This window comes from Methylobacterium sp. NPDC080182 (assembly GCF_050281105.1).
In the GTDB taxonomy this organism is placed as follows: domain Bacteria; phylum Pseudomonadota; class Alphaproteobacteria; order Rhizobiales; family Beijerinckiaceae; genus Methylobacterium.
On sequence record NZ_JBNNWO010000001.1, the window covers coordinates 91,266 to 114,938 of the forward strand.

36 protein-coding genes are annotated in these 23,673 nt (G+C 73.6%); 15 read left to right on the top strand and 21 right to left on the bottom strand.

What is annotated here, in order from left to right:
• Window positions 1–156: 156 nt before the first annotated feature.
• Window positions 157–399: a hypothetical protein gene (locus ACQKQD_RS00405; RefSeq protein WP_091676038.1), complete on the bottom strand. Its 243-nt coding sequence runs from the start codon at window positions 397–399 to the stop codon at window positions 157–159.
• Between the two features lie 137 nt (window positions 400–536).
• Entirely contained in the window at window positions 537–959 is a 423-nt protein-coding gene (locus ACQKQD_RS00410; RefSeq protein WP_427507199.1) for a MucR family transcriptional regulator, read from the bottom strand.
• A 386-nt stretch (window positions 960–1,345) separates the two neighbouring features.
• On the opposite strand from ACQKQD_RS00410, the gene ACQKQD_RS00415 reads away from it, so the two are divergent.
• The 4 genes from ACQKQD_RS00415 to ACQKQD_RS00430 all read left to right on the top strand — a co-directional run bounded on the left by ACQKQD_RS00415 (window position 1,346) and on the right by ACQKQD_RS00430 (window position 2,889).
• Window positions 1,346–1,696, top strand: coding sequence for a hypothetical protein (locus ACQKQD_RS00415; protein WP_056522867.1), 351 nt, complete (start codon window positions 1,346–1,348; stop codon window positions 1,694–1,696).
• Window positions 1,697–1,825: 129 nt separating this feature from the next.
• Window positions 1,826–2,086, top strand: a complete 261-nt coding sequence (locus ACQKQD_RS00420; RefSeq protein ID WP_056523187.1) for a hypothetical protein — start codon at window positions 1,826–1,828, stop codon at window positions 2,084–2,086.
• Window positions 2,086–2,493 (top strand): hypothetical protein, encoded by a 408-nt coding sequence (locus tag ACQKQD_RS00425; RefSeq protein WP_427507200.1) that lies wholly within the window; start codon window positions 2,086–2,088, stop codon window positions 2,491–2,493. The genes ACQKQD_RS00420 and ACQKQD_RS00425 overlap by 1 nt, the downstream gene beginning before the upstream one ends.
• 84 nt (window positions 2,494–2,577) lie before the next feature.
• Window positions 2,578–2,889 (top strand): hypothetical protein, encoded by a 312-nt coding sequence (locus tag ACQKQD_RS00430; RefSeq protein ID WP_427507201.1) that lies wholly within the window; start codon window positions 2,578–2,580, stop codon window positions 2,887–2,889.
• A gap of 16 nt (window positions 2,890–2,905) precedes the next feature.
• Here the strand turns inward: ACQKQD_RS00430 and ACQKQD_RS00435 are convergent, their stop codons facing one another.
• From ACQKQD_RS00435 to osmF, 6 genes are all read right to left on the bottom strand, one after another.
• Window positions 2,906–3,370, bottom strand: coding sequence for a hypothetical protein (locus ACQKQD_RS00435; RefSeq protein ID WP_244534877.1), 465 nt, complete (start codon window positions 3,368–3,370; stop codon window positions 2,906–2,908).
• Window positions 3,371–3,509: 139 nt separating this feature from the next.
• Entirely contained in the window at window positions 3,510–3,728 is a 219-nt protein-coding gene (locus ACQKQD_RS00440) for a hypothetical protein (protein ID WP_020090998.1), read from the bottom strand.
• A 257-nt stretch (window positions 3,729–3,985) separates the two neighbouring features.
• Window positions 3,986–4,729, bottom strand: a complete 744-nt coding sequence (locus ACQKQD_RS00445) for an ABC transporter permease (RefSeq protein WP_427507202.1) — start codon at window positions 4,727–4,729, stop codon at window positions 3,986–3,988.
• Complete coding sequence (locus tag ACQKQD_RS00450) at window positions 4,726–5,658, bottom strand: ABC transporter ATP-binding protein (RefSeq protein WP_427507203.1); 933 nt, start codon at window positions 5,656–5,658, stop codon at window positions 4,726–4,728. Before ACQKQD_RS00450 ends, ACQKQD_RS00445 begins: the two co-directional genes overlap by 4 nt.
• The gene (locus tag ACQKQD_RS00455; protein WP_427507204.1) at window positions 5,655–6,845 is read right to left on the bottom strand and encodes an ABC transporter permease; all 1,191 of its coding nucleotides are present in this window, start codon (window positions 6,843–6,845) and stop codon (window positions 5,655–5,657) included. The genes ACQKQD_RS00450 and ACQKQD_RS00455 overlap by 4 nt, the downstream gene beginning before the upstream one ends.
• A 207-nt stretch (window positions 6,846–7,052) precedes the next feature.
• Window positions 7,053–7,985 (bottom strand): glycine betaine ABC transporter substrate-binding protein OsmF, encoded by a 933-nt coding sequence (osmF, locus tag ACQKQD_RS00460; RefSeq protein ID WP_427507205.1) that lies wholly within the window; start codon window positions 7,983–7,985, stop codon window positions 7,053–7,055.
• Between the two features lie 443 nt (window positions 7,986–8,428).
• On the opposite strand from osmF, the gene ACQKQD_RS00465 reads away from it, so the two are divergent.
• On the top strand, window positions 8,429–8,644 hold the full coding sequence (locus ACQKQD_RS00465) for a hypothetical protein (protein ID WP_056522883.1): 216 nt from the start codon (window positions 8,429–8,431) through the stop codon (window positions 8,642–8,644).
• Window positions 8,645–8,660: 16 nt separating this feature from the next.
• Here ACQKQD_RS00465 and ACQKQD_RS00470 read toward each other — a convergent pair whose 3' ends face one another.
• The 6 genes from ACQKQD_RS00470 to ACQKQD_RS00495 all read right to left on the bottom strand — a co-directional run bounded on the left by ACQKQD_RS00470 (window position 8,661) and on the right by ACQKQD_RS00495 (window position 13,749).
• Entirely contained in the window at window positions 8,661–10,136 is a 1,476-nt protein-coding gene (locus tag ACQKQD_RS00470; RefSeq protein ID WP_091977891.1) for a protein adenylyltransferase SelO, read from the bottom strand.
• Between the two features lie 221 nt (window positions 10,137–10,357).
• Window positions 10,358–11,416 (bottom strand): phosphatase PAP2 family protein, encoded by a 1,059-nt coding sequence (locus ACQKQD_RS00475; protein WP_427507206.1) that lies wholly within the window; start codon window positions 11,414–11,416, stop codon window positions 10,358–10,360.
• A 124-nt stretch (window positions 11,417–11,540) separates the two neighbouring features.
• Entirely contained in the window at window positions 11,541–11,801 is a 261-nt protein-coding gene (locus tag ACQKQD_RS00480; protein WP_020090990.1) for a hypothetical protein, read from the bottom strand.
• Window positions 11,802–11,992: 191 nt separating this feature from the next.
• Window positions 11,993–12,523, bottom strand: a complete 531-nt coding sequence (locus ACQKQD_RS00485; protein WP_427507207.1) for a MucR family transcriptional regulator — start codon at window positions 12,521–12,523, stop codon at window positions 11,993–11,995.
• Window positions 12,524–12,886: 363 nt separating this feature from the next.
• Window positions 12,887–13,189 (bottom strand): hypothetical protein, encoded by a 303-nt coding sequence (locus ACQKQD_RS00490; RefSeq protein WP_020090988.1) that lies wholly within the window; start codon window positions 13,187–13,189, stop codon window positions 12,887–12,889.
• Window positions 13,190–13,323: 134 nt separating this feature from the next.
• A complete protein-coding gene (locus ACQKQD_RS00495; protein WP_056522893.1) occupies window positions 13,324–13,749 on the bottom strand; it encodes a hypothetical protein in 426 nt (141 codons plus the stop codon).
• Between the two features lie 96 nt (window positions 13,750–13,845).
• Here ACQKQD_RS00495 and ACQKQD_RS00500 point away from each other — a divergent pair, with 96 nt between their 5' ends.
• Entirely contained in the window at window positions 13,846–14,604 is a 759-nt protein-coding gene (locus ACQKQD_RS00500; RefSeq protein WP_427507208.1) for a CDP-diacylglycerol diphosphatase, read from the top strand.
• A gap of 95 nt (window positions 14,605–14,699) precedes the next feature.
• Window positions 14,700–15,029 (top strand): hypothetical protein, encoded by a 330-nt coding sequence (locus ACQKQD_RS00505; protein WP_427507209.1) that lies wholly within the window; start codon window positions 14,700–14,702, stop codon window positions 15,027–15,029.
• Between the two features lie 43 nt (window positions 15,030–15,072).
• Here the strand turns inward: ACQKQD_RS00505 and ACQKQD_RS00510 are convergent, their stop codons facing one another.
• A complete protein-coding gene (locus ACQKQD_RS00510) occupies window positions 15,073–15,240 on the bottom strand; it encodes a hypothetical protein (RefSeq protein ID WP_020090984.1) in 168 nt (55 codons plus the stop codon).
• A gap of 154 nt (window positions 15,241–15,394) precedes the next feature.
• Here ACQKQD_RS00510 and ACQKQD_RS00515 point away from each other — a divergent pair, with 154 nt between their 5' ends.
• Window positions 15,395–15,640 (top strand): hypothetical protein, encoded by a 246-nt coding sequence (locus ACQKQD_RS00515; RefSeq protein ID WP_170868072.1) that lies wholly within the window; start codon window positions 15,395–15,397, stop codon window positions 15,638–15,640.
• Window positions 15,641–15,655: 15 nt separating this feature from the next.
• Here ACQKQD_RS00515 and ACQKQD_RS00520 read toward each other — a convergent pair whose 3' ends face one another.
• Window positions 15,656–15,844, bottom strand: a complete 189-nt coding sequence (locus ACQKQD_RS00520) for a hypothetical protein (protein WP_020090982.1) — start codon at window positions 15,842–15,844, stop codon at window positions 15,656–15,658.
• Between the two features lie 168 nt (window positions 15,845–16,012).
• Window positions 16,013–16,276, bottom strand: coding sequence for a hypothetical protein (locus ACQKQD_RS00525; protein WP_026604594.1), 264 nt, complete (start codon window positions 16,274–16,276; stop codon window positions 16,013–16,015).
• Between the two features lie 217 nt (window positions 16,277–16,493).
• Between ACQKQD_RS00525 and ACQKQD_RS00530 the strand changes: the two genes are divergently transcribed.
• From ACQKQD_RS00530 to ACQKQD_RS00540, 3 genes are all read left to right on the top strand, one after another.
• Entirely contained in the window at window positions 16,494–16,883 is a 390-nt protein-coding gene (locus tag ACQKQD_RS00530) for a hypothetical protein (protein ID WP_427507210.1), read from the top strand.
• 21 nt (window positions 16,884–16,904) lie between these two features.
• The gene (locus tag ACQKQD_RS00535) at window positions 16,905–17,105 is read left to right on the top strand and encodes a hypothetical protein (protein WP_020090979.1); all 201 of its coding nucleotides are present in this window, start codon (window positions 16,905–16,907) and stop codon (window positions 17,103–17,105) included.
• 65 nt (window positions 17,106–17,170) lie between these two features.
• Window positions 17,171–17,476 carry a hypothetical protein gene (locus ACQKQD_RS00540; protein ID WP_056522904.1) on the top strand — a complete coding sequence of 102 codons (306 nt, stop codon included), beginning with the start codon at window positions 17,171–17,173 and terminating at the stop codon, window positions 17,474–17,476.
• A 58-nt stretch (window positions 17,477–17,534) separates the two neighbouring features.
• Here ACQKQD_RS00540 and ACQKQD_RS00545 read toward each other — a convergent pair whose 3' ends face one another.
• The gene (locus ACQKQD_RS00545) at window positions 17,535–17,939 is read right to left on the bottom strand and encodes a hypothetical protein (protein WP_427507211.1); all 405 of its coding nucleotides are present in this window, start codon (window positions 17,937–17,939) and stop codon (window positions 17,535–17,537) included.
• Between the two features lie 208 nt (window positions 17,940–18,147).
• Here ACQKQD_RS00545 and ACQKQD_RS00550 point away from each other — a divergent pair, with 208 nt between their 5' ends.
• On the top strand, window positions 18,148–18,393 hold the full coding sequence (locus ACQKQD_RS00550; RefSeq protein WP_091676084.1) for a hypothetical protein: 246 nt from the start codon (window positions 18,148–18,150) through the stop codon (window positions 18,391–18,393).
• Between the two features lie 42 nt (window positions 18,394–18,435).
• On the opposite strand, the gene ACQKQD_RS00555 is transcribed toward ACQKQD_RS00550, so the two are convergent.
• On the bottom strand, window positions 18,436–19,176 hold the full coding sequence (locus tag ACQKQD_RS00555; protein ID WP_091676086.1) for a DUF4336 domain-containing protein: 741 nt from the start codon (window positions 19,174–19,176) through the stop codon (window positions 18,436–18,438).
• Between the two features lie 103 nt (window positions 19,177–19,279).
• Entirely contained in the window at window positions 19,280–19,864 is a 585-nt protein-coding gene (locus ACQKQD_RS00560; protein WP_020090974.1) for a YgjV family protein, read from the bottom strand.
• Window positions 19,865–20,510: 646 nt separating this feature from the next.
• Between ACQKQD_RS00560 and ACQKQD_RS00565 the strand changes: the two genes are divergently transcribed.
• A complete protein-coding gene (locus ACQKQD_RS00565) occupies window positions 20,511–21,485 on the top strand; it encodes a methyltransferase (protein ID WP_427507212.1) in 975 nt (324 codons plus the stop codon).
• Complete coding sequence (gene egtD, locus ACQKQD_RS00570; RefSeq protein WP_427507213.1) at window positions 21,482–22,429, top strand: L-histidine N(alpha)-methyltransferase; 948 nt, start codon at window positions 21,482–21,484, stop codon at window positions 22,427–22,429. Before ACQKQD_RS00565 ends, egtD begins: the two co-directional genes overlap by 4 nt.
• 70 nt (window positions 22,430–22,499) lie before the next feature.
• Here the strand turns inward: egtD and ACQKQD_RS00575 are convergent, their stop codons facing one another.
• Window positions 22,500–22,724 carry a hypothetical protein gene (locus ACQKQD_RS00575; protein ID WP_020090971.1) on the bottom strand — a complete coding sequence of 75 codons (225 nt, stop codon included), beginning with the start codon at window positions 22,722–22,724 and terminating at the stop codon, window positions 22,500–22,502.
• Window positions 22,725–22,929: 205 nt separating this feature from the next.
• Between ACQKQD_RS00575 and ACQKQD_RS00580 the strand changes: the two genes are divergently transcribed.
• Window positions 22,930–23,658: an SDR family oxidoreductase gene (locus ACQKQD_RS00580; protein ID WP_427507214.1), complete on the top strand. Its 729-nt coding sequence runs from the start codon at window positions 22,930–22,932 to the stop codon at window positions 23,656–23,658.
• The last annotated feature ends 15 nt before the right edge of the window (window positions 23,659–23,673 follow it).

The following is a 23,673-nucleotide window of genomic DNA, read 5'->3' on the forward strand; positions in this document are numbered from 1 at the left end:
ACCGCGATCTGCGGTCGACCTGCGCGCGGACCGTGACCGGCTCGGATTACAGAACGATTTCAGGCCGTGGCCCGCGGGCGGCGAGCGCCGTCTCTGCCGGCGCCCGGGCGCCGAAGGCCGGCGCGCAGCACGGCGCTCGCGCGAGGAGCGGGGCCTCTAGAAGCGCGGGCTCGTGCGGCGGGGCCGGTCCGGCCGGGGCGCGGGGGCGGCTGGCGCATGTCGATGGCCGACCACGTCGCCGTTGCGGTAGGCCTCCTGGATGTTGCGTCGCGCGGCCCGCCCCGCCGTCCCACCGGGCTGCGTCACGGCCGAGTCTCCGGACGGGGCCAGGACGGTCTGCGCCGAGGCCGGTCCGATGCCGAGGAGAAGGAGGGCGACGCAGCCAGACAGACCCTTCATGGCCAGATCCCTCTCACCCGATCGCGTTGCCGGACGGGCCAACCCGCAGTGCCGGCACGCGCGCGCCGCCCCGCCCCACGCATCTACGTCCGTGCGGGCCATCGGTTCACGGGGGCTCGGCGGACGGGCTGCGTCGATCAGGCGGCCTTGCTGCCGAGCCGGATCGCCTTGGCGATCTCTGACCGGCGCTCGGCGTAGCCCGGCGCGGTCATCGGGTAATCGTCCGGCAGCCCGTAGCGCGCGCGGTAGAGTTCCGGCGTCAGCCCGTGCGCCGTGAGATGCCGCTTCATGGTCTTGTACGACCGGCCGTCGATGAAGCTGACGATGCCGTCCTGGCGGACCGAGCCGCGGATCTGAGCGGCGTCGGGCTGCTCGGGCGGCGCCTCGACGACCGCCGGCCGGTCGGTGAGCGCGGAGAGCGCGGAGAGCGCGCCGTGCACGGTGATCAGGAGTGGCGGTATGCTGGTGTGCGGCAGCGCGTTGTTCGACAGATAGGCGGTCACGACGCGCAGGGCCACGTCGCTGATGGTCGGCTCGAGCTGGTCCTGGTTCTTGCGCAAAGCGATCGACCCCTTCTTCGACCCTGCCGACACCTATTATAGACCAGGAATACTCGGACATTATCGTCTGTCAATGCAGAATAACATGCTTGGCAAGTAACGAATTTTGAATGCAGAATTTCGATGCGACGCGCGCCGTCCGGTTGGTCAATGATATGGTCATGGTCCTGTCCGAGATTGGGAGAGCGCCGTCGGATTTTTCGGGTCGCGCCTGCCGGACAATTCGCCGGCGCGGTTCCGACGCTTCCACTTCGCAGATCTTCGTGATCCAATACGCTTCGAGCGCATCGCGAAGTCCCTTCATGGCCGCCACACGCCGCCCGTCCGTTCCGAGGTCGAGGGTCCGGAAGTCCCGCACCGTGCCTGGGACGGGATGGGGACGCGCGATGCTGGCAGCGCTCCTCGGAGGCCTGCTCGCGGCGCCGTTCGCCCACGGACAGGGCGCCGACGATCTGGAGGCCGAGATGCGGGCGCGGGTCGCCGCGGCCTTCCCGGATGCGGGCCTCGTGAGATTCCGCAAGATCCGACCTATCCCCGCCGAGGCGGAGTCCGCCGTGGCGTTCTGCGGCCAGGTCAGCAGCGGCCCCGTCGGGCAGGGGCGGTCGGATTTCCAGGTGTTCCTGTACGACCGCACCGCGTCGGCCGAGACCGTCCGCATCCTCGGATCGGAATCCCTCAACGGCTACCGCGTCGGCCGGAAGCTGATCGGCGCCCTGCGGCGGGTCGGCTGCCTGTGAGGCGTGCGGCCGGGGCGGTCTGTCCCACACGTGACGGAAATGTGGCAGAAGCTTGACTATTGCCCTAAGGTCGGTTTATAGCTTGACCGTGGCGTTGCGGTTACACCCCCGAGTCCCATGGAGGTTCGGATGTGCGCGCGGAAGACCTTCTACATTTTCATCTCGGCCTCGGACGGGGAGCAGTTCTGCGCCGTCCGACAGGACCAGCCCATCCCGTCGCTCATCGACGGTGTCCGATGGATGTATGTCGGCTGCATCGATACGACCCGGGACAGGCCGTACGGATTCGACGTGGACGCGGCGCACGCGGCGATGCGGCACCGCGGCGTCTACTTCTACCGGCGCGAATTGATGTTCCGCCGGGCCAACTTCCTCCTCGAAGCCGCCTGATGGTGGCTGCCCCCGGACCGATCCTGGCCGGCGCCCTCGTGGTCTCCGGTCTCGGGTTCGCGTCCGCCGCCGAGGCGCAGGTGCCGACGCGGGTCGGCACCTGCGCGGCGACCACCATCGCGCGGATCGGGACCCGGTTCAGCGACACGCTCGTGAAGCCGAAGGGCGACGGGATCGGCGACGGGACGAGCGTCGATCTCAAGAACGGCGTCTACGGCGTCTCCTACGCGTATGTCGAAGCGGTCGCGCGGTCGCGGGTCGGCGACCGGGTCATGACCTGCCTCGTACTCGTGCCGACGGGCTGCCCCAAGGGCGACGATCGCGGCAAGATGTACACGACGACCAACCTGCGCACGCTGGATTCCTGGACTTTGCCCGACTCCCAGCACATGTGCGGCGGGGCCTGATCGGGCGTCCGTGAACCCGCCACCCGGAGGGGCGTGCTGCCTCAGGGGACGGGATCCGGGCCTCGGTGAAGAGGAGAGGGATCCGTGTCGCTCAGGAACGCTCTTGCCGCCCTCGCACTGGCGGTGGCGGGCTCCGCGCCGGTCCCCGCCTGGGCGTGGGGCGTCCCCGGATGCATCAACCTTCCCGAGTACAACCGCGCCCTGGGCGCCCTGCAGGGCATGACGAGCGCCTGCGACATGAGCGTCGAGGAAGCCCGCCGGATCGTCGCCACCCGTGACGGCGTCGCGCCCGGGCCCCCGGTCGCCGCCGCGGAGCCGCCGGCGCCGCCGCGGGTCGCGCCGCGGCACCGCAGGGCGCGGGCGCACCGGAACGCGCGGCCGCGGCATCACCGCTGAGCCGGCCGACCGGCGCTCAGGTCCCGTCCTCCGGCGCCCCCGGGGGATCCGCGCGGGTGCGCGCCCAGTCCCGGTCGCGCTCCGCCTGCCGGGCGCGCTGCTCCGCCACGTAGGCCTCCTGGTCGGCGCGCTCCCGCTTCCGGCGGCGGTCGGCGGCGGCCGCGCTGCGCTTGCGCCACGCCTCCGTCTCGGCCTTCTGGCGCAGCAATTCCTCGACCGTGACGGGTGTCACCGGTTCCTTGGGTTGCGCCCAGGGATAGGACCGCCGGGGCGGGGGCGGGCGGGTCGCCCGATCGGCGGAGGCCTGCCCGCTCCGCCGGAGCGCCTCGGCCGCCGCCGCGAGGGTCAGCCCGGCACCCCGGGCGATGCGCTCGGCGGCCGCCCGGGCGGCCGCGCGCTCGCCCGCCGTGGCTCCCTGATCGGCGAGCGCGAGGCACTTCTCGAACCGGTCCCGGTCGGCGGGCGTCATGGGCGACGTCATGGGCAGCGTCTTATCGCCGAGTCGACCCGCCTGTCCCGTCGCACCGGATCCGTCGATCCGGTTTCGCGCCAGCCTCCGTGCCGGTCAGGCCGCCGCGGCCGCGCGTCTCGCCGGCCGTCCGGCGCCGCGACCCGCGCGGCTACGTCTGGGCGCGTCCGTTGCCGCCCGGACCGATCGCCGGCAGCCCGGCCCCGTCCGGCAGGCCGCCGAGCACCACGAGGATCCGTCCCAGGAGCACCCGCGAGTGCCGCGCACCGCTGCCGATGGCCGTGAGGTCCGGCCGGCCCGCGCGGGCCTCGTAGGCCGCGCGCAGCCGGTCGAGCTGCCGCCTGCGCGTCTCGGGATCGCTGGAACCCATGGCCCATCCTCCCGGCGGGCCCTGGCTCGCGGTGCGCCCCCGCGAGCGAGCCTTCGACCATCCCGAGTCGGGGAGTTGGAAAACCGTGTCTGAACGGTCCCTACGACCTTTAGCGCCGGAACGCCTGGACATACGCCGCAGGCTCCCCGACCGTGTGGCCAAGGATACGGGTGCCGTTGTGGTCGGCACCGACCATCAGACAGGGGGTTCCACGCCCCAGGGCCGCGCGTACGGCCCCGCTGGCCTTCTAGTCGCCTCTAGGAAGGAAATCCAGCCCGGCGTGCCGCGCCGCGCTCGAGTCGGCGGAAACCGCCGTCGATCAGGAGCGCCAGCGCGGACACGACGAGGCCGCCCTGCAGGACGTAGGCGGTGTTGCCGGTCAGCAGGCCGGAGATGATCACCTCGCCGAGGGTGCTGGCGGCGACCGTGGAGCCGATGGTCGCCGTCGCCAGCCCGATGATCGCGGCGAGGCGGATCCCCGACAGGATCATGGGCAGCGCCAGGGGCAGCTCGACGCGGACGAGTCGCTGTCTGTCGGTCAGACCCATGCCGCGGGCGGCCTCCATCAGCGCCGGGTCGAGATCCTCGAGCCCGGTGAGCGCGGTCTCGAAGATCGGCAGCAGCCCGTAGAGGACGAGGGCGATCAGGGTCGGGACCGCGCCGAACCCGAGGATCGGCACGGCCATTGCCAGGACCGCGACGGGCGGGAAGGTCTGCCCGATTCGGGCCACCGACCGGGCGAAGGGCAGCACGTCGCGGCCGGCCGGCCGCGTGGCCGCGACCGCGAGGCCGAGGGCGATCGCGGCCGCGGTCACGGTCGCGGCGGCGACGAGCAGGAGGTGGTTGACGGCGAGCGTCAGCAGCGGCGTCTGGGCGTAGATCGGCGGCGTGTCGCCGGGGGCGAAGGGCCGGAACAGGGGCGCGAACCACCCCGGGGCGACCAGGAACGCCCCGAGCAGGGCGAGGAGCGCGGCCCGGGCGATCTGCGGGGCGCGGATCACGGCCGGGCGCCCCGCGCCTCGAGGGCCTCCCGCGTCACCCGGCCCAGGACGACGCCGTCGCGGCTGACCGGCAGGGCCGGGCGCCGGGACCACAGGCTCTCGGCGAGGGCGGCCCGCACCGTGGTCCCGGCCGGGATGGGCGGGCCCGGCGCCGGGCCGGGCTCGATCAGATCGTCCACGGCGCGCAGGGCCATGAGCTGGAAGGCCCGGTCGCCGCTGCCGAGGAGGGCGCCGACGAAGGCGGTGGCGGGCGCGCCGACGAGGTCCGCCGGCGCGGCCTCCTGCACGAGGCGCCCGCCATCCATCACGGCGACCCGGTCGCCGAGATGCAGGGCCTCGGTCATGTCGTGGGTCACCAGCACGATCGTGGTGCCGTAGCGCGCCTGGATCGCCAGCAGATCCGCCTGCGCCCGCCCGCGGATGATCGGATCGAGGGCGCCGAAGGGCTCGTCCATGAGCAGGATCGGCGGCTCGGCCGCGAGCGCGCGGGCGACGCCGATCCGCTGCTGCTCGCCGCCGGAGAGCGCCGCCGGCAGGCGGTCCCGGTAGATCGCCGGATCGAGGTTGAACAGGCCGAGGAGCTCGTCGACCCGCGCGGCGATCCGCCGGCGGTCCCAGCCGACGAGCCTCGGCACCACCGCGATGTTCTCCGCGACCGTGCGGTGGGGGAACAGCCCGTGGCCCTGGATGGCGTAGCCGATCCCGCGCCGCAGCAGGTGCGGCGGCACCTCCCGGACGTCCCGGCCCGCGATCCGGATCGTCCCGGCGCTCGGCTCGATCAGGCGGTTGATCATCCGCAGCAGGGTGGTCTTGCCCGATCCCGAGGTGCCGACCACCGTCAGGATCGCCCCGGTCTCGACCCGCAGGGTGACGTTCGCCACCACCGTGCGCCCCTCGAAGACGCGGCTCACCCCGGCGAGGTCGATCATGGGATCCGCTCCGCCGCGCGGCCGCGGCTCAGGTCGATGACGGCGTCGAGCAGCACCGCGGCGCCGGTCGCCATGGCGACGGTCGGCAGCGCGCCGAGCAGGACGAGGTCGCCCGCGTTCTGGCTGATGCCCTGGAAGACGAACACGCCGAGGCCGCCGCCGCCCACGAGACCCGCGATCACCGCGAGGCCGATATTCTGGACGAGGACGATCCGGATCCCGGTCAGGATCGCCGGCAGGGCGAGGGGCAGGTCGACCTGGACCAGCCGCTGGCGCGCGGTCATGCCGACGCCCCGGGCGGCGTCGCGCACCGGCCAGGGCACCGCGTCGAGGCCCGCGACGGTCGCGGCGGCCACGGGCAGGAGCGCGTAGGCGAACAGCGCCACGAAGGCCGGCGCGGCGCCGATCCCCGCGATGCCGAGGGCGGCCGCGCCCGGCACCTCCCGGCCGATCCAGGCCAGGGGCGCGATCAGCATGCCGAACAGCGCCATGGACGGGACGGTCTGCACGACGTTGAGGCCCGTGAGCAGGCCCGTCCGCGCGGGCGCGACCGGGCGCGCCAGCACGGCCGCCGGGATCCCGATCAGGGCGGCGGCCGCCACCGAGGCGAGGGCGAGGGCGGCGTGGGTCCGCAGCTCCCGGCCGAACGTGTCGGAGCGACTGGCATATTCCCGCAGGACCGAGAGGTTGTCCCAGAAGCCGGTGCGCAGGGCGAGCCCCGTCGCGGCGACCAGCAGGGCGAGCGCGGCGATCCGCAGGACCGGTCCCGGCCGCAGCCGCGCCAGCCCGTCGCCGGCCGCGAGGGCCGCCGTGACGAAGGCGAGCCACCAGCCCGCGTCCGGCGAGACCCGGCCGTACCGGTCGCCCGGCGCGGTCAGGTGCTCGGCCGCCCAGCCGGCCGCGAGACCGAGCAGCAGCAGGATCGCGGCGGCGGCGGCCAGCCGCAGGATCGGCGCCGACCGCAGGACCAGCGGCGGCAGCGCGAGGGCGACGACGCCCCCGAGGAGGAGCGCCGCGCCGGGGGGGAGCGCCGACCACGCCGTCAGCGCGGTGCCGGCCGCGATCCGGTTCGGCCGGGTCGTCATCAGCGGCAGGGCGAGCAGGCTCAGTGCCAGGACGGCCGCGAAGGCCGCGCCCAGCGGATCGACGCCCGGGCGAAACCGCCCGGTCGCGAGGGATTCTCCCATCCTCACGCTGCGGCGGCGCCCGGGGGCGCGACGATGGACGGAAATGCGGCGGGTCTCATGAGGCGGGTCACCGGCGTCGCGACGCTCTCGGGCGCCCCGCCGCGCATCCTTGCCGGCGGAGCCCCGGCTTGTCGACGCGGGATCCCGCGGGCCGCGGACGGCTCCGCCGGTGAGGGCGCGTCGCGCCGCGCTGTCCGCGCGGCCGGCTCACCGCACGAACCCGTTCCGCCGGAGGAAGTCCGCCGCGACCGCGGAGGCCGGCTCGCCGCCGATCTGGACCCGGCCGTTGAGATCCCGGAGCGTGGCCAGATCGAGCTTGCGGAAGATCGGGTCCAGCACCGCGGCGATCTCCGGATGGGCCTTGAGGACCGCGCCGCGGACCACCGGCGCCGGCTGGTAGACCGGCTGGACGCCCTTGTCGTCGTCCAGCATGACGAGGCGCGCGACCGCCATGCTGCCGTCGGTGCCGAACACCATGGCGGCGTTCGTGCCGGAGGTGCCCCGCGCCGCCGCCGCGATCGTCGCGGCCGTGTCGCCGCCAACCAGGATGACGAGCTGGTCCGGCCGGAGGGTGAAGCCGTAGGCCCGGCCGAAGGCCGGCAGCGCCCCCGGGCTGGTCACGAATTCCGACGAGGCGGCGAGCTTGATCGCGCCGCCGCCCGCCACGTAGCGGCCGAAGTCGCTCATGGTCCTCAGGCCCGCGGCCCGCGCGATCTCCTCGCGCACCGCGATCGCCCAGGTGTTGTTGGCCGAGGCGGGCGTCAGCCAGACGAGGTCGTTGGCCGCGCGATCCAGGTCCCGGGCCGTGCGGTAGGCCGCCTCCGGGTCCTTCCAGACCGGGAGATCGGCCTTCCCGAAGAAGAACGCCGCGTTGCCGGTGTATTCGGGATAGATGTCGATCTGCCCCTCGATCAGGGCCTGGCGGACGATCGCGGTCGCGCCGAGCTGGATCTTGTCGACGGTCGGCAGGCCCCGGGCCTGGAGCGCCTGCAGGATGATGTTCCCGAGCACCCCGCCCTCCGTGTCGAGCTTGGAGGCGACGACGATCCCGGCCGACGGCGCGCCGGGCGCGGGCGCGCACTGGGCGGTCAGCAGCGCGAGCCCCGCCGCGACGAGCCCCGCCCGGATCCGCTTCACCATGGCCTCCGGCTCTGCCCTGCGCCCCGTCGGTCCGGTCGGGCGCCCGCCTTCCGACATCTAGGGCCGGTCCCGGTCAAGTTGAGGCGGAGGCGCGCCGAGCCTGTGCCGCACGGGAGAGGGGCATGGCGCGACTGACTCCGCCCGAATCGTCGTCCGTCCAGACCGCTGCGACACGATCGGGAGCAGCTCTCGGGCCGGCGCCGCGGCGTGATTCGGTGCCCGAACCCGGTCGACAGCCGCGTCTCCCGCACCGGACCGCTCCGGCGTCGCGGGCCGCGCGACCCCCGCGAAGACCTGCGCGCCCGGCGAGTCCAATCGGGGCCGTATCAAATCAACACATTCCCGTTAACGTTGTTTAACCTTTACACGATCCTTCCGCGAACGATCCTGGCTTTGGCGATATAATCTTGAGTACATGCTTTGTGTCGAAAGGAGGGGGGGGTATGTCGTATTCGATTCTGGTTCGCGATCTCACCCGCGAGACCGACGGTACTCCCAAACTTCTGGCCTACGACATTCACGACCGCTCGGCGGCCGAGACTCTCGTGTCGGTGATCGCCACTTCGTACCAGGATCACGGTTTCAATCCAGCGACCCGCGTCCACTGGTTTCGCCACGCGGGCGGGCTGCGCGAGATCTTCACGTGGCCGCGGTCCTGACCGGCGGCGCGCGGGCTCAGGTGCCGCAGAAGGTCCGGTAGCCGACGCCGCCGCCCGCGGGCGCCTCCGCGAAGGCGGCGTGGTCCGGCTGGTCGTCGTAGGGGCGGGCCAGGACGGCGAGGAGCGTCGCGAACGGCGCGAAGTCGTCCCGCTCCACGGCGGCCTCGATCATCGCCTCGACCCGGTGGTTGCGCGGGATGAAGGCCGGGTTCTCCCGGCGCATCGCGGCGGCGGTCTCGACCGGGTCGCGCGCCTCCTGCGCCAGCCGCGCGCGCCACGCGGCCGCCCAGGCATCGTAGCGCGTCGGGTCGACGAACAGGTCGCGCACGGCCGCGTCGGCCTCAGGCCGCGCCGCCGCGTCGCAGAGCCGGCGGAACGTCAGGGTGAAGTCGGCCTGGTTCTCGGCCATGCCCTTGAGGAGGTCGCCCGCCAGCTCGGCGTCGCCGTCGCGAGTCTCGGCGAGGCCGAGCTTGCGGGCGAGGCCGCCGTGATAGGCCGCCTCGAAGCGCGGCGCGAAGGTGGCCAGCGCCGCCTCGGCCTCGGCGACCGCGGCGTCCTCGCCCTCGGCGAGGAGCGGCAGCAGCGTCTCGGCGAGCCGGGTCAGGTTCCAGAGCGCGATCCGCGGCTGCTGGCCGTAGGCGTAGCGGCCGTTGCGGTCGATGGAGCTGTAGACCGTCCGGGGATCGTAGGCGTCGAGGAACGCGCAGGGCCCGTAATCGATCGTCTCGCCCGCGACCGACATGTTGTCGGTGTTCATCACGCCGTGGACGAAGCCGACGTGCAACCAGCGGGCGACGAGGGCCGCCTGGGCCGCGACGACGCCCTCCAGCAGCGCCCGGTAGGGATTGCCGGCCCCGGCCGCGTCCGGATGGTGCCGGGCGACGACGTGGTCGGCGAGCGCCCGCAGCCCCTCGACGTCGCCCCGCGCCGCGAAGAACTGGAAGGTGCCGACCCGGATGTGGCTCGCCGCCACCCGCGTGAGGACCGCGCCCGGCAGGAGCGTCTCGCGCACCACCGGCTCGCCGGTCGTCACGGCGGCGAGGGCCCGGGTGGTCGGGATGCCGAGCGCCGCCATGGCCTCGCTGACGAGGTACTCGCGCAGGACCGGGCCGAGCGCTGCCCGCCCGTCGCCCCGCCGGGAGAACGGCGTCGGGCCCGCGCCCTTCAGCTGGATGTCGCGGCGGCGCCCGTTCCGGTCGACGACCTCGCCGAGCAGGACCGCGCGGCCGTCGCCGAGCTGGGGCACGAACTGGCCGAACTGGTGCCCGGCATAGGCCGCGGCGATCGGGTCGGCGCCGTCCGGGACCGCGTTCCCCGCGAGCGCCGCGACGCCGTCCGGCCCGGCGAGCCAGTCCGGATCGAGGCCGAGCTCCTCGGCGAGCGCGCGGTTCAGCCGGACGAGGCGCGGCGCCGCCACGGGCGTCGGCGGCCGGCGGGCGTAGAAGCGCTCCGGCAGGCGGGCGTAGCTGTTGTCGAAGGGGAGTGCCGTCATCGTCGGGATCTATGGAGCGCGGGGTCGGGGGGCAAGCGGGGCCGTCGGGGCCGCGGGATCCGGGCGGTGCCGTCGGCGCCCGTGGGCGTCTCGGACATCGACCGGAGCCGCGCGGCGGCGACGGAACCGCGGATCGTCCACCGGGCCCGGGTCATCGTCGCGCCTTCCCCGCTCCCTGGCCCATCCGCCGGGCTGGGGGATGTTCGCGGCCCGACCCGTTCTCAGGCGTCGGCGGGCCGGATCGCCTCGAGCGCGTCGATCCTCCGGGTGGCGGGATCGCGCGCGGCGGGATCGGCCGTCGACCCGCGCCGCCGGGCGCGGCAGGCCAGGGCCGCGAGGGCCAGGACACCGCCCGCCAGCACGTCCGGCAGGTAGTGACCGCCCGACCCGACGGTCGCGACGATCACGGCGGCGTTCAGCAGGGCGGCCAGGGGGCCGAGGAGCGGCACCGGCGCCAGCGCCCAGGCCGTGAGGACCGCGAGGCACACGTGGAAGGACGGGAAGGTCGCGAGGCCGCGCAGGTCACCGAGCGCCAGCGTGTGCAGGGTGCCGGCCCGCAGCCGCGCCACCGGCTCCAGGTGCCAGAGCGCGCCGACCGTCTCCAGGGGCTCGGACGGGACGACCCGCGGGGCGTAGTGGGCGTAGGGGCCGAGGGCCGGCAGCAGGGCGGCGAGGACGATCACGCACAGCAGCGTCGCGGAAAACAGCCGGATGTAGGTCCAGAGCCGGCCGAGGCGGCGGGTCGCGCTCAGCGCGATCACCACGAGCCCGACCTGCGGGCCGCTGGAATGGTAGGCGAGCGCCAGCCACCACGACAGCGTCGGGTGCCGCGCCAGGAACGCCACGTGACCGGTCCAGTCGAAGCCGAGGGCGGCCTCGATGCGGGCCAGCGCGGGATCGACGAAGGGCAGCCCGATCCCGGCGGCGAGGAAGTGCAGGACCGCCACCGGCACCGTGAAGGCGATGAGGAACGCGCTCGCCAGGGCCATGCCGCGCAGGGGCGGGTCGGACTTCACCGTGCTCAGGCAGGCGGCGGCGCTCAGCAGGACGAGGACGGCGAGGCCCGCGAGCGCGAAGCCCAGGGGCGCGGCAGCGATGCCGGACGCGGCCATCCAGACGGCGTCGACCGCGACGATCGCCAGGGTCAGGGCCCAGAGACGCGGGTCCGGCGCGGCGATGCCGGTGCTGTGCCGGCGCAGCAGGCGCCACCAGGGACGTGCCGGGTTTCGAGCGCGGACGATGGGCGCGCGGCCGGCGTGAACGGCCCGGTCTGGACGCATGATCCGGCTCACCTCGCCCGACAGGGCCGATGCGCGGCCGGGACGAGGCTCGGCCGCGACGGGGATGTGGCCGCCGGCCGGGGGTGGCGGCGGGCGGACAGGGTTGGGGGTGCGGGGGCGGACTCTACCGGCCGGTCGTCGGGGCGTCGCCCGTGGCCGGGGGCTTGCCGGTGCCGACCGCGCCCTCGGTCGGCGGCACGGCGGAGGGATGCGTGACGGCCTCCGTCGCGGTCTTGCCCGGATCCTTCGTGTCGGCCGCCGGCTTCGGCGCGGTCTCGGCCGGTGGCGCCGCCCCGGGGCCGGGCCGATCCTGCGCCCGGGCCGCGGCCGGAAGGGCGGCCAGCGTGGCGGCGGCGAGGACGAGGGCGGGGATCGATCGGGTCAAGCGTGGCTCCGTCGCGCGGTCGGGCGTTCAACCGGCCCAACGGCTGGCCGCAGGGGTCGTTCCGACGCGCGCCGGTCCGGGACCGGCCGGGAGGTGACGGGTGGGTCCGGCGAGGCCGTACCCGGTCCCGTCATCTCAGGTCCTGGCGCGCGGGGCGCCGGCAGTGCGCGCCGGAGCGCGCGGCCGGGGCCTCACGCCTCCGCGGCGGCCTTCCGGGTCTTGCGGCCCTTGGAAGCCTTCGTGCCGGCGCCGGCCTCCGCCGCGACGGTCTCCGCGGGCTCGCTCCGCTTGGCGGCCGGGCCGCGGCGCTTGTGGCCGAGGCCGGCGTTGCGGGCGAACTCGGCGCGCATCGCCGAGTAGTTGGACGCGGTTGTCGGGTAGTCCGGCGGCAGTCCGTAGCGCTGCCGGTACTGCTCGATCGTCATGCCGTTGCCGGTGAGATGCCGCTTGAGCGTCTTGTACGGCTTGCCGTCGATGAAGCTGATCAGGGCGTCGGGCGTGATCGACTTCTTGATCTGCGCGGGCGTCGCCTTCTTGAATTCGGGCTCCGACGTGACCGTCGTGTGCCCGAGACCGGCCAGCGCGGCGTGGACGCCGGACAGCAGCGACGGGAGGTCGGGAACCGGAACGGAGTTGTTGGCGACATAAGCCGAAACAATATCGGCGGTCAGCTCGACGAAATCGATCGGGTCCTGATGCGGTGCAGGATTGCTATCTTCCATGGGCGCCTCTCACGTGTGAGTGATCCATGAACGTGCATTCGCTTCTCGACAGTCAAGTCCTTATCTGCACGAAGATAACCCATTATGCCTGTTATCTACCGAATGGAGTGGCGAATACCAACATAGATCAGTGGCGCATTTCGCGCCGGATCTTTCGCCCGCCGGCACCCCGATTGCCGGATCCTCGGGCGCCTCTGGGCGCCTCCGGCCGCCACCGACCGGCCGGGGCCTTTTCACAAAGCGTTAACCCTGACCGTGGTCACTGACAGGGTCGCTCCGGCTTTGGGGGTAAGAAGCCGAACGACAGGCGGGCCGAGCCCTGCCCCTCCATGCTCGGCCCGCGCCCTCGCGCCGCGGCGACGCTCAGGCGTTGGCCGCGGTCCCGATCGGCGTGGCGATCGCGCCCCGCGTCCCGGGCGGGATGACGGCCTGCAGGACCCGCGCGGGCCCGGCCGCGTAGTCGGCGCGGTAGCTGCGCTCGAGGGTCATCAGGGTGCGCATCGGCGCCTCGGCCAGATCGAGCAGGCGGGCGTCGCGCCAGCGGAGCTTGGTGAGGCCGGTGCGGCTGAACCACCGCGGCCTCTCTTCCTCGACGAGCAGGACCAGCTTGCCCGTCCACGTCTTGCGGAACCAGAACCGTCCCGTGAGCTTGGCCGCGCCGAACATGCAGCACCTCGCGTGAGAGCCCCTTCAAAGCAACGCGGGTCAAGCTCGGCGGTTTCCGCCCGCGGCCCGTCGTCCGGCACCGGACCGGAGCCGCGCCCATGCGCCGGCGGCATGGGCGCGACGGCGGACACGGCTCAGCCGCAGGTGCGGTCGCCCAGATCGCGGCCGGCCAGGGTGGTGCCGGCCGCGGTGCCGCCGGCGAGGGCGCGGTCGGCCAGGATCGCGAGCGGGCGGCCCGCCAGGGCGCCGACGAGCCCGGCGGCGGCCTTGATCAGGAAGTCGTCGAACCGGCCGTGGCGGGTCCCGGTGAGGGTCTGGCCGGCTTCCAGGCCGCCGGCCAGGACGACGCTGCCCGCCAGGATCCAGAGCCAGTGCCGCGGGTAGGCCACCGTCATGAGCAGCCCGGCCAGAGCATAGGCCGCGACGCGCTCGTAGCTGGGATTGGCCGTGACCACCGGGCGGAGGCCGATCGGCACCAGCGTGATCGCGGCGATCAGCGCCACCAGGATCCAGGCCGCGACCCGTATCAGGCCGTGCCACTGCGCATTCGATCTCAGCATCGCGGAAACGTAACCTCGCGGCGACGGCGGCCGCGTACAACGATGGCGCGCCGCCCGACGTATCATAACGACGGCCGGGGACCGGAACATCTGATCATGCGTGGTACTCTGGTCGTCGCGACCCTTCTCGCCTTCTCGGTGATGCCGGCCGCCATCGCGGCCAATCCGGTGCGGGACGTGCTCTGGGTGGCGCTGCAGGGCTGCGTGCTCGCCAAGAAGGCCGCGGGCCGGAGCTTTCCCTGCCTCGCGGTCGATCTCGGCGACGCGGCGCGCCCGGGAACGGCGGTGCTGCGGGCGCCGGGCCAGCCCACCCACACGGTGGTGATGCCCACCGACAGCGTCTCGGGCATCGAGGCCCCCGTGCTCCAGGGACCGCGGGGAGCGGCCTACTGGCGGGCGGCGCTCGCGGCCCGGCACTACGTGTCGGACGCGCTGCAGGGTCGCCTGCCCCCCTCCGCGGTGGGCCTGGAGGTGAATTCCGTGGGCGGCCGCAGCCAGGATCAGCTGCACATCCACCTCGACTGCATGCGCCGGAGCGTCACGGCGGCCCTGAAGGCCCACGGCGACGCCGTCGGCGACAGCTGGGCCCCGTTCCCGGTGCCGCTGGCGGAGGTGTCCTACCTCGCCATGCGGGTCCCGGCGGACGCGGTCGCGGCGTTCAACCCGTTCGCCGCACTGGCCCGCGTGCCGGGCTGGCAGGGCCACCTGCACGACGCGAGCTTCGCGGCGGTGGAGGCCGATCCCGGGGATCCGCGGGGCGGGATGATCCTGCTCGCCTATCGGGAGCCTGAGGCCAGTGCCGAATACCTGATGGATCACGGCTGCCGGGTGGCGAAGCACGGCCGGGCCGGCTGACCGGCGGCCGAGCCCAGCCGTGCCGAGCCGCGGCCACTGTTGCTGCTACGTTCTATCCCTCGGGGGCACGAATCGGGCATAGAGCGAGCATGCGCATGCCGGTGCTCAGCTTGTCCGCGATGCTCCTCCTGACCGCCGGACCTGCGGTTGCGGGGCCGGCCGCCGGAGCCACCGATCCGGCCGAGCTGGAGCGCGCGTGGCACCGCTGCCTGCGGGACGCCACGGGGCATCAGCCGACGGGGCAGAGCCGCGCCGGCGACGAGCGCAACGCCCTCGACGAGTGCAAGGCCCGCGAGGATGCCCTGGTGGCGGCCCTGATGTCCGGCGCGCGCCCGGCGGACGCCCGCACCGGCACGGTGTGGTCACGGACCTGGGCGGCGTTCGTGGAGCCGCTCACCGCATGGCTCGGCGCGCTGCGGCGCTGAGCGCGTCGCGGTCTCCGCGCCGATCGTGCCGGGGAATACGGCGTCAGGCGCCGCCGATGCCGGTCGTCACCGTGCCGCTGCCCCGGCAATCGGAGCACTGCGCGTCGGCGACCTTGCCGGTGCCGCCGCAGGTCCGGCACAGGTTCTCGCCGGTGCCCGGCGTGCCGGGCGGGGCCTCGTCCCCGGGTTTGCGCGGATCCGCCTCGGCCATCGTCAGCCCTCTCCGGACGCCCGTTCCTGACCGGAAAACCGTGTCGGTCCGGCGCTGTTCCCGGTCGCGTGCGTCGTCGAGGCTCGGGGCCGTCCGCGGCGTCGCACCGCGCGCGGCCCGGCGAACCGCGGCCCGCGCGGGCCGTTGGCCGGCCATGAGCGATCAGACATCCAAGCCGCACCCGGATCCCGTCACCGAGGCGCGCCGGCGCGAGATGGCGACCGAGCATCTCCTGTTCGGGACGATGCGGTTCCTGGCGCGGCAGAACCCGGAGCTGCTGGACGAACTCGAGGGCAGCCTCGTCCACCTGTGGGATACGGTCGAGGGCGAGGCGCGGGACGATGAGGCCGTGCGGACCATCGCCCGGCGCATGCTCAAGGGGCTGCGGGCCGAGCGATGATCGGCCCGGCCCGGCTCACCGCTGGGCGGCGTCGGTCACCTTGATGGTCGGGATCATCGCCACGGCCTGCGCGGTCACGCGGTCGAACGTCTCCCCGGTCAGGCCCCGCTCCGTCGCGAGCTTCCGGATCCGGTCCGCGTGCTGCGAGAGGGTCAGGCCGAAATAGGTCTTCTCTGCCGCCTGTTCGACAGACTCGTTTGCCACGTGTTCACTCCTGTTCATGGTCGGTGAGGCGCGCTGATTTGGGCCAGGGCGGCCGGGGCTTCAACCCCCGGCCGCGGCCACCGCACCCCGGCCATGAATCGCGGTCATGCCCGGGACGCCGTAGGCGCGCGGTCTTGCCGACGCCCTGCAGCCGTCGGTCCGCGGCTATCAGCGGTTGCAGCCAATGCAGATGCCGCGGGTGATCGCGTCGTTGCGCTCCTCGACGGCGTCGCGGCGCTCGATGCTGCCGGTCTCGTTCGGGCCGAGGGCGCCGGGATTGGGCACCGTCTGGCCGGTCGCGGCGGTATGGGGCGCCTTGGCGGTGGTGGCGGGCCCGCCGCCGGTGCCCGTCTGGCTCACCGGGTCGGCCCAGGCGGTGACGGAGGCCAGGGTCAGGGCGGCGGCCATGGCGAGAGTCGCGGATCTGCGCATGTGAAGCTCCCAGCACTGCGTGCGTCGGTCTGTGCGAAACTGACGCACGCGCGCGCGAGAAGTTCCCGCCTCCGCGCGCGATCGGCACCCCGGCGCGAGTCGTTCGGCGGCTGAATGCGGCCGTTCACCTTCGGGCGTAACGGCTAAGCCATTTTGAGAACTGTCTTCGCTTCCGAATTCGGGAATCGTGGTGCTGTAACATTCGGAGGCGTACGTCATGAACCCGACCGTCAAGGCCGTGCTGCTGAACGAGCGGGCCTCTGTGCTCTCGGCGATCGCGGCGCGTCAGGGCACCGTCTCCGACCTCCTCGTGCAGATCAACGGCGTCGAGAACGATATCTGGCGGCTGCGCCACCGCCTCATCGATATCGAGGCGTACCTGGTCGGGCATCGCGTCGAGCTGCCGGATCTCGGCGAAGGGCAGACGGAGAGTGCGGACGGGACGGAGGTTCTCGTTCCGCGCAATGCGGCGCCCCAGGCCGCGACCCGGTCGGTCGAGGTGATCGGCCTGCCGACCTGCAAGCCCCTCGGCGATTTCGTCCGGCCGAAGACGTCCGCGCGGAAGGCCCAGGCGGCCGCCGGGCCCCGCCAGGTCGAGACCGCCTGAGGTCGTCCGGGGATCACGCCCATGCACCGCATCCGCCTGGCCCTTCGGCGGAGGGCCCCCGTGCCGCCGGCGCCGGCGCTGCCCGAGAGCCTGACCCGCTACGTGTCGCCGCCGGCTCCCGAGGCCGGCTTGATCACCGCGCCGCTCCGGGACATCGGCATGGCGCTGCTCGTCGGTGTCGTGGTCGCGCTCGTCGGCGGCCGGATTCTCGAAGCCTGGTAGCCGGTCCTGACTGTGTCCCGGCCATGGCCTATGAGGATCGGTGAGGATCCCGAGGGGGTGGACGGATGGGCAACGGCGACGGCAGCGGCGCGCCGAGCGCGAAGATCGCGGAGGTTCAGCGCCTGGCCACGGCGCTCGCGGCGCGCGTGCGCTACGCGCAGCTGGTAGGCCGCCCGGTCTACGAGGCGCAGATCTCCGCGCTGGTCGGCGCGGCCCGCCTGATGGATGAGGAGAGGGCCCCCTGGCCGCCGATGGTGGAGGAGGTGCTGACCGAGCTCGCCCGCGCGATCGAGGGGACCGAACCCGCCGCGGAAGGCGAGGCGGACGATTCTGGGCGAGACCCGGCGAAGGACGCGCCCGGACAGCCCTGAGCGCACCGCTCCCGTCGCCACATCCCCGTCGCCACCCCCGTCGCCACCCTTGTAACGGTCATCGCGCGATCGCGCCGGACCTCCGGCCGGGATCGCCCGGAGATGGGCCGCGCCTCTCGCGCGCTCTCAGCCAGATGGCGGCATCCAGCATGACGACGGGCGCCACCGCCAGGGCCGCGGCCAGGGTGCGGTTGCGCCGCGGGTTCGAGGGCGTGGCGCGGGCCGCCAGCAGGCCGGCATCGAGGAGATCCCCGCCCACCCGCAGGCCGAGATGCCGCTCCGGCTCGGCGGCAGCCAGGATCGCCGCGCCCGAGGCGATCTCGCGCAGGCCGTAGAGCTGGATCAGGGCCTCGTGGCCGTCGAGGCCGGTCGCGGCGGCGACGCGCCGGGGCGCGAAGGTCTCGGCGAGGCCGAGCCCGATCCCGAACCAAGCCAGCCCGCGGGCCATCTGCCTGTCATCCATCTGCGATCCTGCTCCGCGCGGCCACCGGTCCATGGTTGGCCAACCGGGCGGTTCCGGCCGTGTTCCGGACCGCCGCGAGGCCGGAACTTCGGGGCGAAGGGCTGATTGATCAGTGTGCCGGCACGGAGATCCGCGCCGCCGCCGCGGTGCGACGATCGCCTCCGGTCGCACGCCCCCAACCCGCTCGCGTCGTGAAGGCGATGGCCGCATGATCCTGAGCCTGCAGGCCGTGCAGGTCGCGACCGGCAGCGACGATGCCGAGAGTCAGCTCGTCTTCGCCGACGGGTTCCTGGTCGCGATCCTGGTCCGTCTCTCGGCGCAGCACGGGGCCGATGCCGGGAAGTGGTTCCTCGAAGCCGGGTTCGGCCCGATCGATCCCCTCGGGCCGCCGCTGTTCGCGGACCTTCCGGCGGCCCGGGCCTGGATCATGCGGCAGCTGATCGCCGCGGCCTGACGGCGGCGACGGCGAAACTCGGGGTGATCCTCGGGGTGATCCTCAGGACGGCGTCCCGAGCCAGCGGAGCGAGCGTCGCAGCCGGGCCGCACCGTCCGCGGCGAACCAGAGTCCGTGCGCGAACACGACCCGTTCCGGCGCCAGGCCGACGAGATCCGCGGCCGCCCGCGCGGCGTCGCGCCGCCGGAGCCTGATCACGAGGCGCAGGTAGGGCGGCGGCTCGCCGTGCGGCGGCGTCATGCGGGCGAGGCGCAGGAGCGGACGCAGCAGCGCCGGCATCTTCGCGGGCTCGAGGTTGAGGACGAGGTCGGTGAGGATCAGCGTGCGGCTCGCGCCGTGGAAGAACGCGACTTCCCGGAAGCCGAACCCGCCCGGCACGACGACCTGGCGCAGGTCCGCCGCCCAGTCGGGCGGCGCCGCATCCTCCAGGACCCGGTCGACGCGCAGGCCGGCGCGGCGGACCTGGCGACGCTCGCGCAGGTTCGGGGCTGCCCAGGTCAGGGCTTCCGGACACTGCGCCTGCCAGTCCTTCAGGAAGGTCCAGTGGGCGATGTTGGGCGCGACCAGGTGGCGGATCGGTCCGAGCGCGGCGATCGCGCGGTGCAGGCCCGCGTCGTAGCGCGTGGGGGAGTGCAGCCAGACCGATCCGTCCCCGAGACGGACGACGGTCATCCGGACGGGCAGGGGGATGCCGAGGGCGCGGAGCGGCCCGCTGTCGACGATCCAGACGCCCTCGGCCACTGGCTTGAGCACGTCGAGGGGTGGATAGGTCGCGTCCGGCAAATCCCGCTCTCTTCCTCGGCCGCGGGGCGTCACGCGCCCGCTCCCGTGCAACGGCGGGGCCGCGGCGGGTTTCCCGGATCCATCGCCGCAGGCCCGGGGCGTCTCACGCCCGCGCGCAGTCGGGCGCGACCGGCTCCATCGGCGGGACCGGGGCGGCGCGCAGCAGCGCGATCGCGAGACCGAGGATCGTCAGCACGTCGCAGGTCAGTCCGAAGACCGAGCCGACCAGGAGATTGTGCCCGGCCCAGCACAGGGAGGCGCCGAGGAAGAGCTGCCGCATCGCCTGCGGCGCCGCCTGGAGCCGCGCGCCGGTGGCGAGCAGCGAGCCCGCGGCCGCGCAGGCCGACGGCCAGCCGTTCCACGTGGCCGCCGTCAGGCACGCCGCCGCGAGGGTGCTCGCGGCGAAGACCGGCGGCACCCAGCCGCCCCGGCCGGGCGCGCCGACGCAGCGGAGGGAGACGAGACTCTGCAGCACCGAGATGGCGCACATCGCCGTCCCGGTGAGCGCCCCGAGCGTCAGGTAATGCGCGCCGAAACAGGCGGCACAGGCCGCCGAGGCCGCGAGGATCCAGGCGCGCCGCGGCATCACCCCCGCAGTAAAGCCCAGGATCAGGCCCAGCGACCCGAACAGATCGAGGTGCGTCGCGGCGGCGGCGGACCAGGAATACAGGAATGATGCGGCGTTCATCGTGCGCGACCGGCCGGCGCGGGGGCGCCGTTTCAGTCGATCGCGCTAGGATCGCCCGGTAATCGGATGGTTAACGCCGCCTCCGGCGACGATCGCGACCCGGCGAGCGTGTCCGCGCCGCCGCACCGCGGTCCCGCGCGGCGACCAGCCGTGCCCACCTGTCGGTGGGCCCGATCATCGGTCATTCCGTGTGTCGATCTACATCATGTGAGTATTAAACCAAAACAAGATATTTGAACTCCGGGATTAACATAGATCAGGGGCCGATCTGCGCGTATTGCGCAGGGAACAATGCCTGCGGCTTCCGGTTCTCCGGGCATTCGAGTCGGGACGACACCGCGGCCGGTCGGGCGGGGGTGCGCGCGCCGGCTACCGGTGGTGTGAACCGACGCTCCGATGCAGCTTCCCACGTATGACGATCACCATCCCGTCGCCGCGCCGTTTTGGGACTTCATCGGGCCTGGACGACGCCCGCATCTACCTGGCCCTGCTCGCCTTCCTCTGTCGGTACCGCGCGGTACCGCGCGCAGCCGGGCCTGTTCCGGAGCTTCGCGGTGCTGTTCGACCGGGGACGTCCGGCAGGTCGCCGCCGGTCGCGCGTCGTGCGCCTTCGTGATGCGCCGGATGGACAGCTGAGGGCCGACCGATGACGCGTTCCGTTCCGATTGCCGCTCCGTTTCCCGAGGACGAGGAGGCGGTGCTGGCGCTGGCGCGCGCCCTGCGCGAGACCGGCTACACCTTCACCACCGTGACCCCGGCCACCCACGCCCACGTCAACGCCCGGCCGCGGCACGCCGAGGCGCGCAGCCTGCGCGACGTGTTCGGTTGGAGCCGGCCGTTCCGCGCCGACCTGGTCCCGGAGCCGATCCTGCGCCTGATGCGGGCGGCCGGCGCCGTGCTCGAGGACGGCCCGCTGCTGCGGCCGACGCTGCGCGTCTCCAGCCTCGACGGCGAGCTGTTCGCCCATTCCGCGTATCCCCCGAGCGCGGCCGACGCGGTGTTCTTCGGGCCTGACACGGCGCGCTTCGCCGCGGCGGTGATCGCGCATCTCGAGGCGCGGTCGCGGCCGGTGCGGCGCGCGGTCGATATCGGCTGCGGCTCGGGCGCGGCCGGGATCTGCGTCGCCAAGAGGGCGCCGGGCGCCGAGGTGGTGCTCGTGGACATCAACCCGGCGGCCATGCGGGCGGCGCGCGTCAACGCCCGGCTCGCCGGGACCGACGGGGTCGATGTCCGCCGCAGCGACCTGCTGCGCGACGTCGAGGGCCCGTTCGACCTCATCGTGTCGAACCCGCCCTTCATGATCGACACGGCGGAACGGGCCTACCGGCACGGCGGCGGCCCCCTCGGGGCCGGGCTGCCGCTCGCGGTGGCCGAGCAGGCGGCCGAGCGGCTCGCGCCCGGCGGCAGCCTCGTCCTGTTCACCGGCGCGGCGATCGTCGACGGCGAGGACCCGTTCCGCGACGCCGTGGCCGACCTCTGCGACCGGGCCGGGCTGGACTGGACCTACCGCGAGTTCGACCCGGACGCGTACGGCGAGGAACTCGCGACGCCCGCCTACGACGCGGTCGAGCGGCTCGCCCTCGTCGTCCTGACCGCCACGCGCCCGGTGACCCGGCCATGACCGACAGCATGACCGACAGCTCGACCGACACCTTCCTCCGGGACGCCCTCGCGGGCCTCTCCGCCGAGCCGAAGACGCTGCCGGGAAAGTATCTCTGGGACGAGACCGGCTCGGACCTGTTCGACAGGATCTGCCACAGCGCCGACTACTACCCGACTGCGCAGGAGATGACCGTCCTGCCGCAGGTCGCCGCCGACGTGGCGCGCCGGCTGACGCCGGGGGTGACCGTCGTCGAGTTCGGCAGCGGCGCGAGCCGCAAGATCCGCACGCTCCTCGACGCGCTGCCCGAACCGGCGGCCTACGTGGCGATCGACATCTCCGGGGCGTACCTGGAGGCCGCGATCCGGCGGCTGGCCGCCGATTACCCCGGCATCCCGATGATCCCGGTCTGTGCCGACTACTCGCAGCCGGTCCAGCTGCCGCGAGGTGCCGGGCCGGGGGGCATCCTGGGCTTCTATCCGGGAACGAGCATCGGCAACTTCGACCCGCGCGGGGCCCGGCAGTTCCTCGAGCGCGCGCGCGCCACGCTCGGGCCGAGCCTCTTCCTCGTCGGCGCGGACGGCACCGCCGACCCGGACCGCCTGCAGCGCGCCTACGGGCGCGCCGACGGCCTCATGGCCGCGTTCCACCGCAACATCCTGACGCGGCTGAACCGGGAACTCGGCGCCGATTTCGACAGCGACAATTTTCGGCACGCCGTGCGGATCTGCCCGGACCCGCTGCGGGTCGAGGCCCACCTCGTCGCGACCCGGCCGGCGAGCTACCGGCTGGGCGACCGGACCATCGCGTTCGCGGCGGGGGAGAGCGTCCGGACCGATACGTCGCACAAGTACCCGGCGGACGCCTTCCGGGCGCTCGCGGCCGAGAGCGGCTGGCAGCCCCGCGCCCTGTGGACGGGGGAGGGCGGAGATTTCAACCTCCACCTGCTGCAGGCGGAGGCCTGACCCGGCGCGGAACTCTTCTCCCGACACGCTCGCGCGCGCCGGGCCAGTAGTTAATCCGGCGGCGGGCGCTCTAGACGGCCTCGATCGGCGCGTGCTTGCCGTCGTGGGCGGAGCCCGACTCCATGCTCCGCGTCTCGCCGGCCTGCCGCTGGTCCCGGGCCGGCGGCGGGTAATCCGTCAGCGGGCGCCAGGGGGCGGACGGAGTGCCGAGGCGCGCGCCGGACGGCCGCATCGACATCCAGATCGCGACGGCCATCCACGGGACGACGAAGAAGACGAAGGCGGCGAGCCCCACGGCGATCCTCCTTAGGTACGGTGACGCCGGGAGAACGCCCGAATGGCGGCCCCGGATCCGACGCGATTGGGCCTGGAGCCCGGCGCGGTCAGAACCTACAAGGATGGGCCGCTCGGCCGGGCCCACCGGACCTGATCGGCGGCCCCGCCGGGCGCGGCCCGGTCCGGACGCCCGCGCGGCGCCGCGCAGCCTGCTGGAGCGAGCAATGGCAGATCTTTCCGGAAAGACGGTCCTGGTCACGGCGGCGGGTCAGGGGATCGGGCGCGCCAGCGCGCTCGCCTTCGCCCGCGCCGGGGCGCGGGTCCACGCCACCGACATCAACGCGGACGCCCTCGCCGACCTGCGCGCCGACAGCCTGAGCACCGCGACCCTCGACGTGCTGGACGCGGACGCGGTCGGGGCCCTGGTCGCGCGCATCGGCGCGGTCGACATCCTGTTCAACTGCGCCGGCACCGTCCACGCCGGCACCATCCTGGAGATGCGCGACGACGAGCTCGACTTCGCCCTCGACCTCAACGTCAAGGCGATGATCCGCACGATCCGGGCGGTCCTGCCCGGCATGCTGGAGCGCCGCGACGGCGCCATCGTCAACATGGCCTCGGTGGCCTCCTCGGTGAAGGGCGTGCCCAACCGCTTCGCCTACGGGGTGACGAAGGCGGCGGTGATCGGCCTGACCAAGGCGGTGGCCGCCGACTATGTCGGCCACAACATCCGCTGCAACGCCATCTGCCCCGGCACGGTGGAGAGCCCGTCGCTGCAGGAGCGCATCCGCCAGCAGGGCGACTACGAGCAGACCCGCGCGGCCTTCATCGCGCGCCAGCCGATCGGCCGGCTCGGCACGCCCGAGGAGATCGCCGACCTCGCCGTCTACCTCGCGGGCGCGACCTACACGACCGGCCAGGCCGTCGTGATCGACGGCGGCTGGACGATCTGATCCGCCGGGGCGGGC

Coding starts and splice junctions, on each gene's coding strand:
- ACQKQD_RS00435 (WP_244534877.1), bottom strand. CDS start 3,370: ATGACGTCGCCCATGACGCCCGCCGACCGGGACCGGTTCGAGAAGTGC.
- ACQKQD_RS00515 (WP_170868072.1), top strand. CDS start 15,395: ATGAGCGATCAGACATCCAAGCCGCACCCGGATCCCGTCACCGAGGCG.
- ACQKQD_RS00535 (WP_020090979.1), top strand. CDS start 16,905: ATGCACCGCATCCGCCTGGCCCTTCGGCGGAGGGCCCCCGTGCCGCCG.
- osmF (WP_427507205.1), bottom strand. CDS start 7,985: ATGGTGAAGCGGATCCGGGCGGGGCTCGTCGCGGCGGGGCTCGCGCTG.
- ACQKQD_RS00415 (WP_056522867.1), top strand. CDS start 1,346: ATGCTGGCAGCGCTCCTCGGAGGCCTGCTCGCGGCGCCGTTCGCCCAC.
- ACQKQD_RS00500 (WP_427507208.1), top strand. CDS start 13,846: ATGCGTGGTACTCTGGTCGTCGCGACCCTTCTCGCCTTCTCGGTGATG.
- ACQKQD_RS00560 (WP_020090974.1), bottom strand. CDS start 19,864: ATGAACGCCGCATCATTCCTGTATTCCTGGTCCGCCGCCGCCGCGACG.
- ACQKQD_RS00525 (WP_026604594.1), bottom strand. CDS start 16,276: ATGCGCAGATCCGCGACTCTCGCCATGGCCGCCGCCCTGACCCTGGCC.
- ACQKQD_RS00510 (WP_020090984.1), bottom strand. CDS start 15,240: ATGGCCGAGGCGGATCCGCGCAAACCCGGGGACGAGGCCCCGCCCGGC.
- ACQKQD_RS00405 (WP_091676038.1), bottom strand. CDS start 399: ATGAAGGGTCTGTCTGGCTGCGTCGCCCTCCTTCTCCTCGGCATCGGA.
- ACQKQD_RS00490 (WP_020090988.1), bottom strand. CDS start 13,189: ATGTTCGGCGCGGCCAAGCTCACGGGACGGTTCTGGTTCCGCAAGACG.
- ACQKQD_RS00425 (WP_427507200.1), top strand. CDS start 2,086: ATGGTGGCTGCCCCCGGACCGATCCTGGCCGGCGCCCTCGTGGTCTCC.
- ACQKQD_RS00530 (WP_427507210.1), top strand. CDS start 16,494: ATGAACCCGACCGTCAAGGCCGTGCTGCTGAACGAGCGGGCCTCTGTG.
- ACQKQD_RS00495 (WP_056522893.1), bottom strand. CDS start 13,749: ATGCTGAGATCGAATGCGCAGTGGCACGGCCTGATACGGGTCGCGGCC.
- ACQKQD_RS00450 (WP_427507203.1), bottom strand. CDS start 5,658: ATGATCGACCTCGCCGGGGTGAGCCGCGTCTTCGAGGGGCGCACGGTG.
- ACQKQD_RS00580 (WP_427507214.1), top strand. CDS start 22,930: ATGGCAGATCTTTCCGGAAAGACGGTCCTGGTCACGGCGGCGGGTCAG.
- ACQKQD_RS00545 (WP_427507211.1), bottom strand. CDS start 17,939: ATGGATGACAGGCAGATGGCCCGCGGGCTGGCTTGGTTCGGGATCGGG.
- ACQKQD_RS00470 (WP_091977891.1), bottom strand. CDS start 10,136: ATGACGGCACTCCCCTTCGACAACAGCTACGCCCGCCTGCCGGAGCGC.
- ACQKQD_RS00465 (WP_056522883.1), top strand. CDS start 8,429: ATGTCGTATTCGATTCTGGTTCGCGATCTCACCCGCGAGACCGACGGT.
- egtD (WP_427507213.1), top strand. CDS start 21,482: ATGACCGACAGCATGACCGACAGCTCGACCGACACCTTCCTCCGGGAC.
- ACQKQD_RS00565 (WP_427507212.1), top strand. CDS start 20,511: ATGACGCGTTCCGTTCCGATTGCCGCTCCGTTTCCCGAGGACGAGGAG.
- ACQKQD_RS00540 (WP_056522904.1), top strand. CDS start 17,171: ATGGGCAACGGCGACGGCAGCGGCGCGCCGAGCGCGAAGATCGCGGAG.
- ACQKQD_RS00475 (WP_427507206.1), bottom strand. CDS start 11,416: ATGCGTCCAGACCGGGCCGTTCACGCCGGCCGCGCGCCCATCGTCCGC.
- ACQKQD_RS00485 (WP_427507207.1), bottom strand. CDS start 12,523: ATGGAAGATAGCAATCCTGCACCGCATCAGGACCCGATCGATTTCGTC.
- ACQKQD_RS00550 (WP_091676084.1), top strand. CDS start 18,148: ATGATCCTGAGCCTGCAGGCCGTGCAGGTCGCGACCGGCAGCGACGAT.
- ACQKQD_RS00420 (WP_056523187.1), top strand. CDS start 1,826: ATGTGCGCGCGGAAGACCTTCTACATTTTCATCTCGGCCTCGGACGGG.
- ACQKQD_RS00440 (WP_020090998.1), bottom strand. CDS start 3,728: ATGGGTTCCAGCGATCCCGAGACGCGCAGGCGGCAGCTCGACCGGCTG.
- ACQKQD_RS00455 (WP_427507204.1), bottom strand. CDS start 6,845: ATGGGAGAATCCCTCGCGACCGGGCGGTTTCGCCCGGGCGTCGATCCG.
- ACQKQD_RS00505 (WP_427507209.1), top strand. CDS start 14,700: ATGCCGGTGCTCAGCTTGTCCGCGATGCTCCTCCTGACCGCCGGACCT.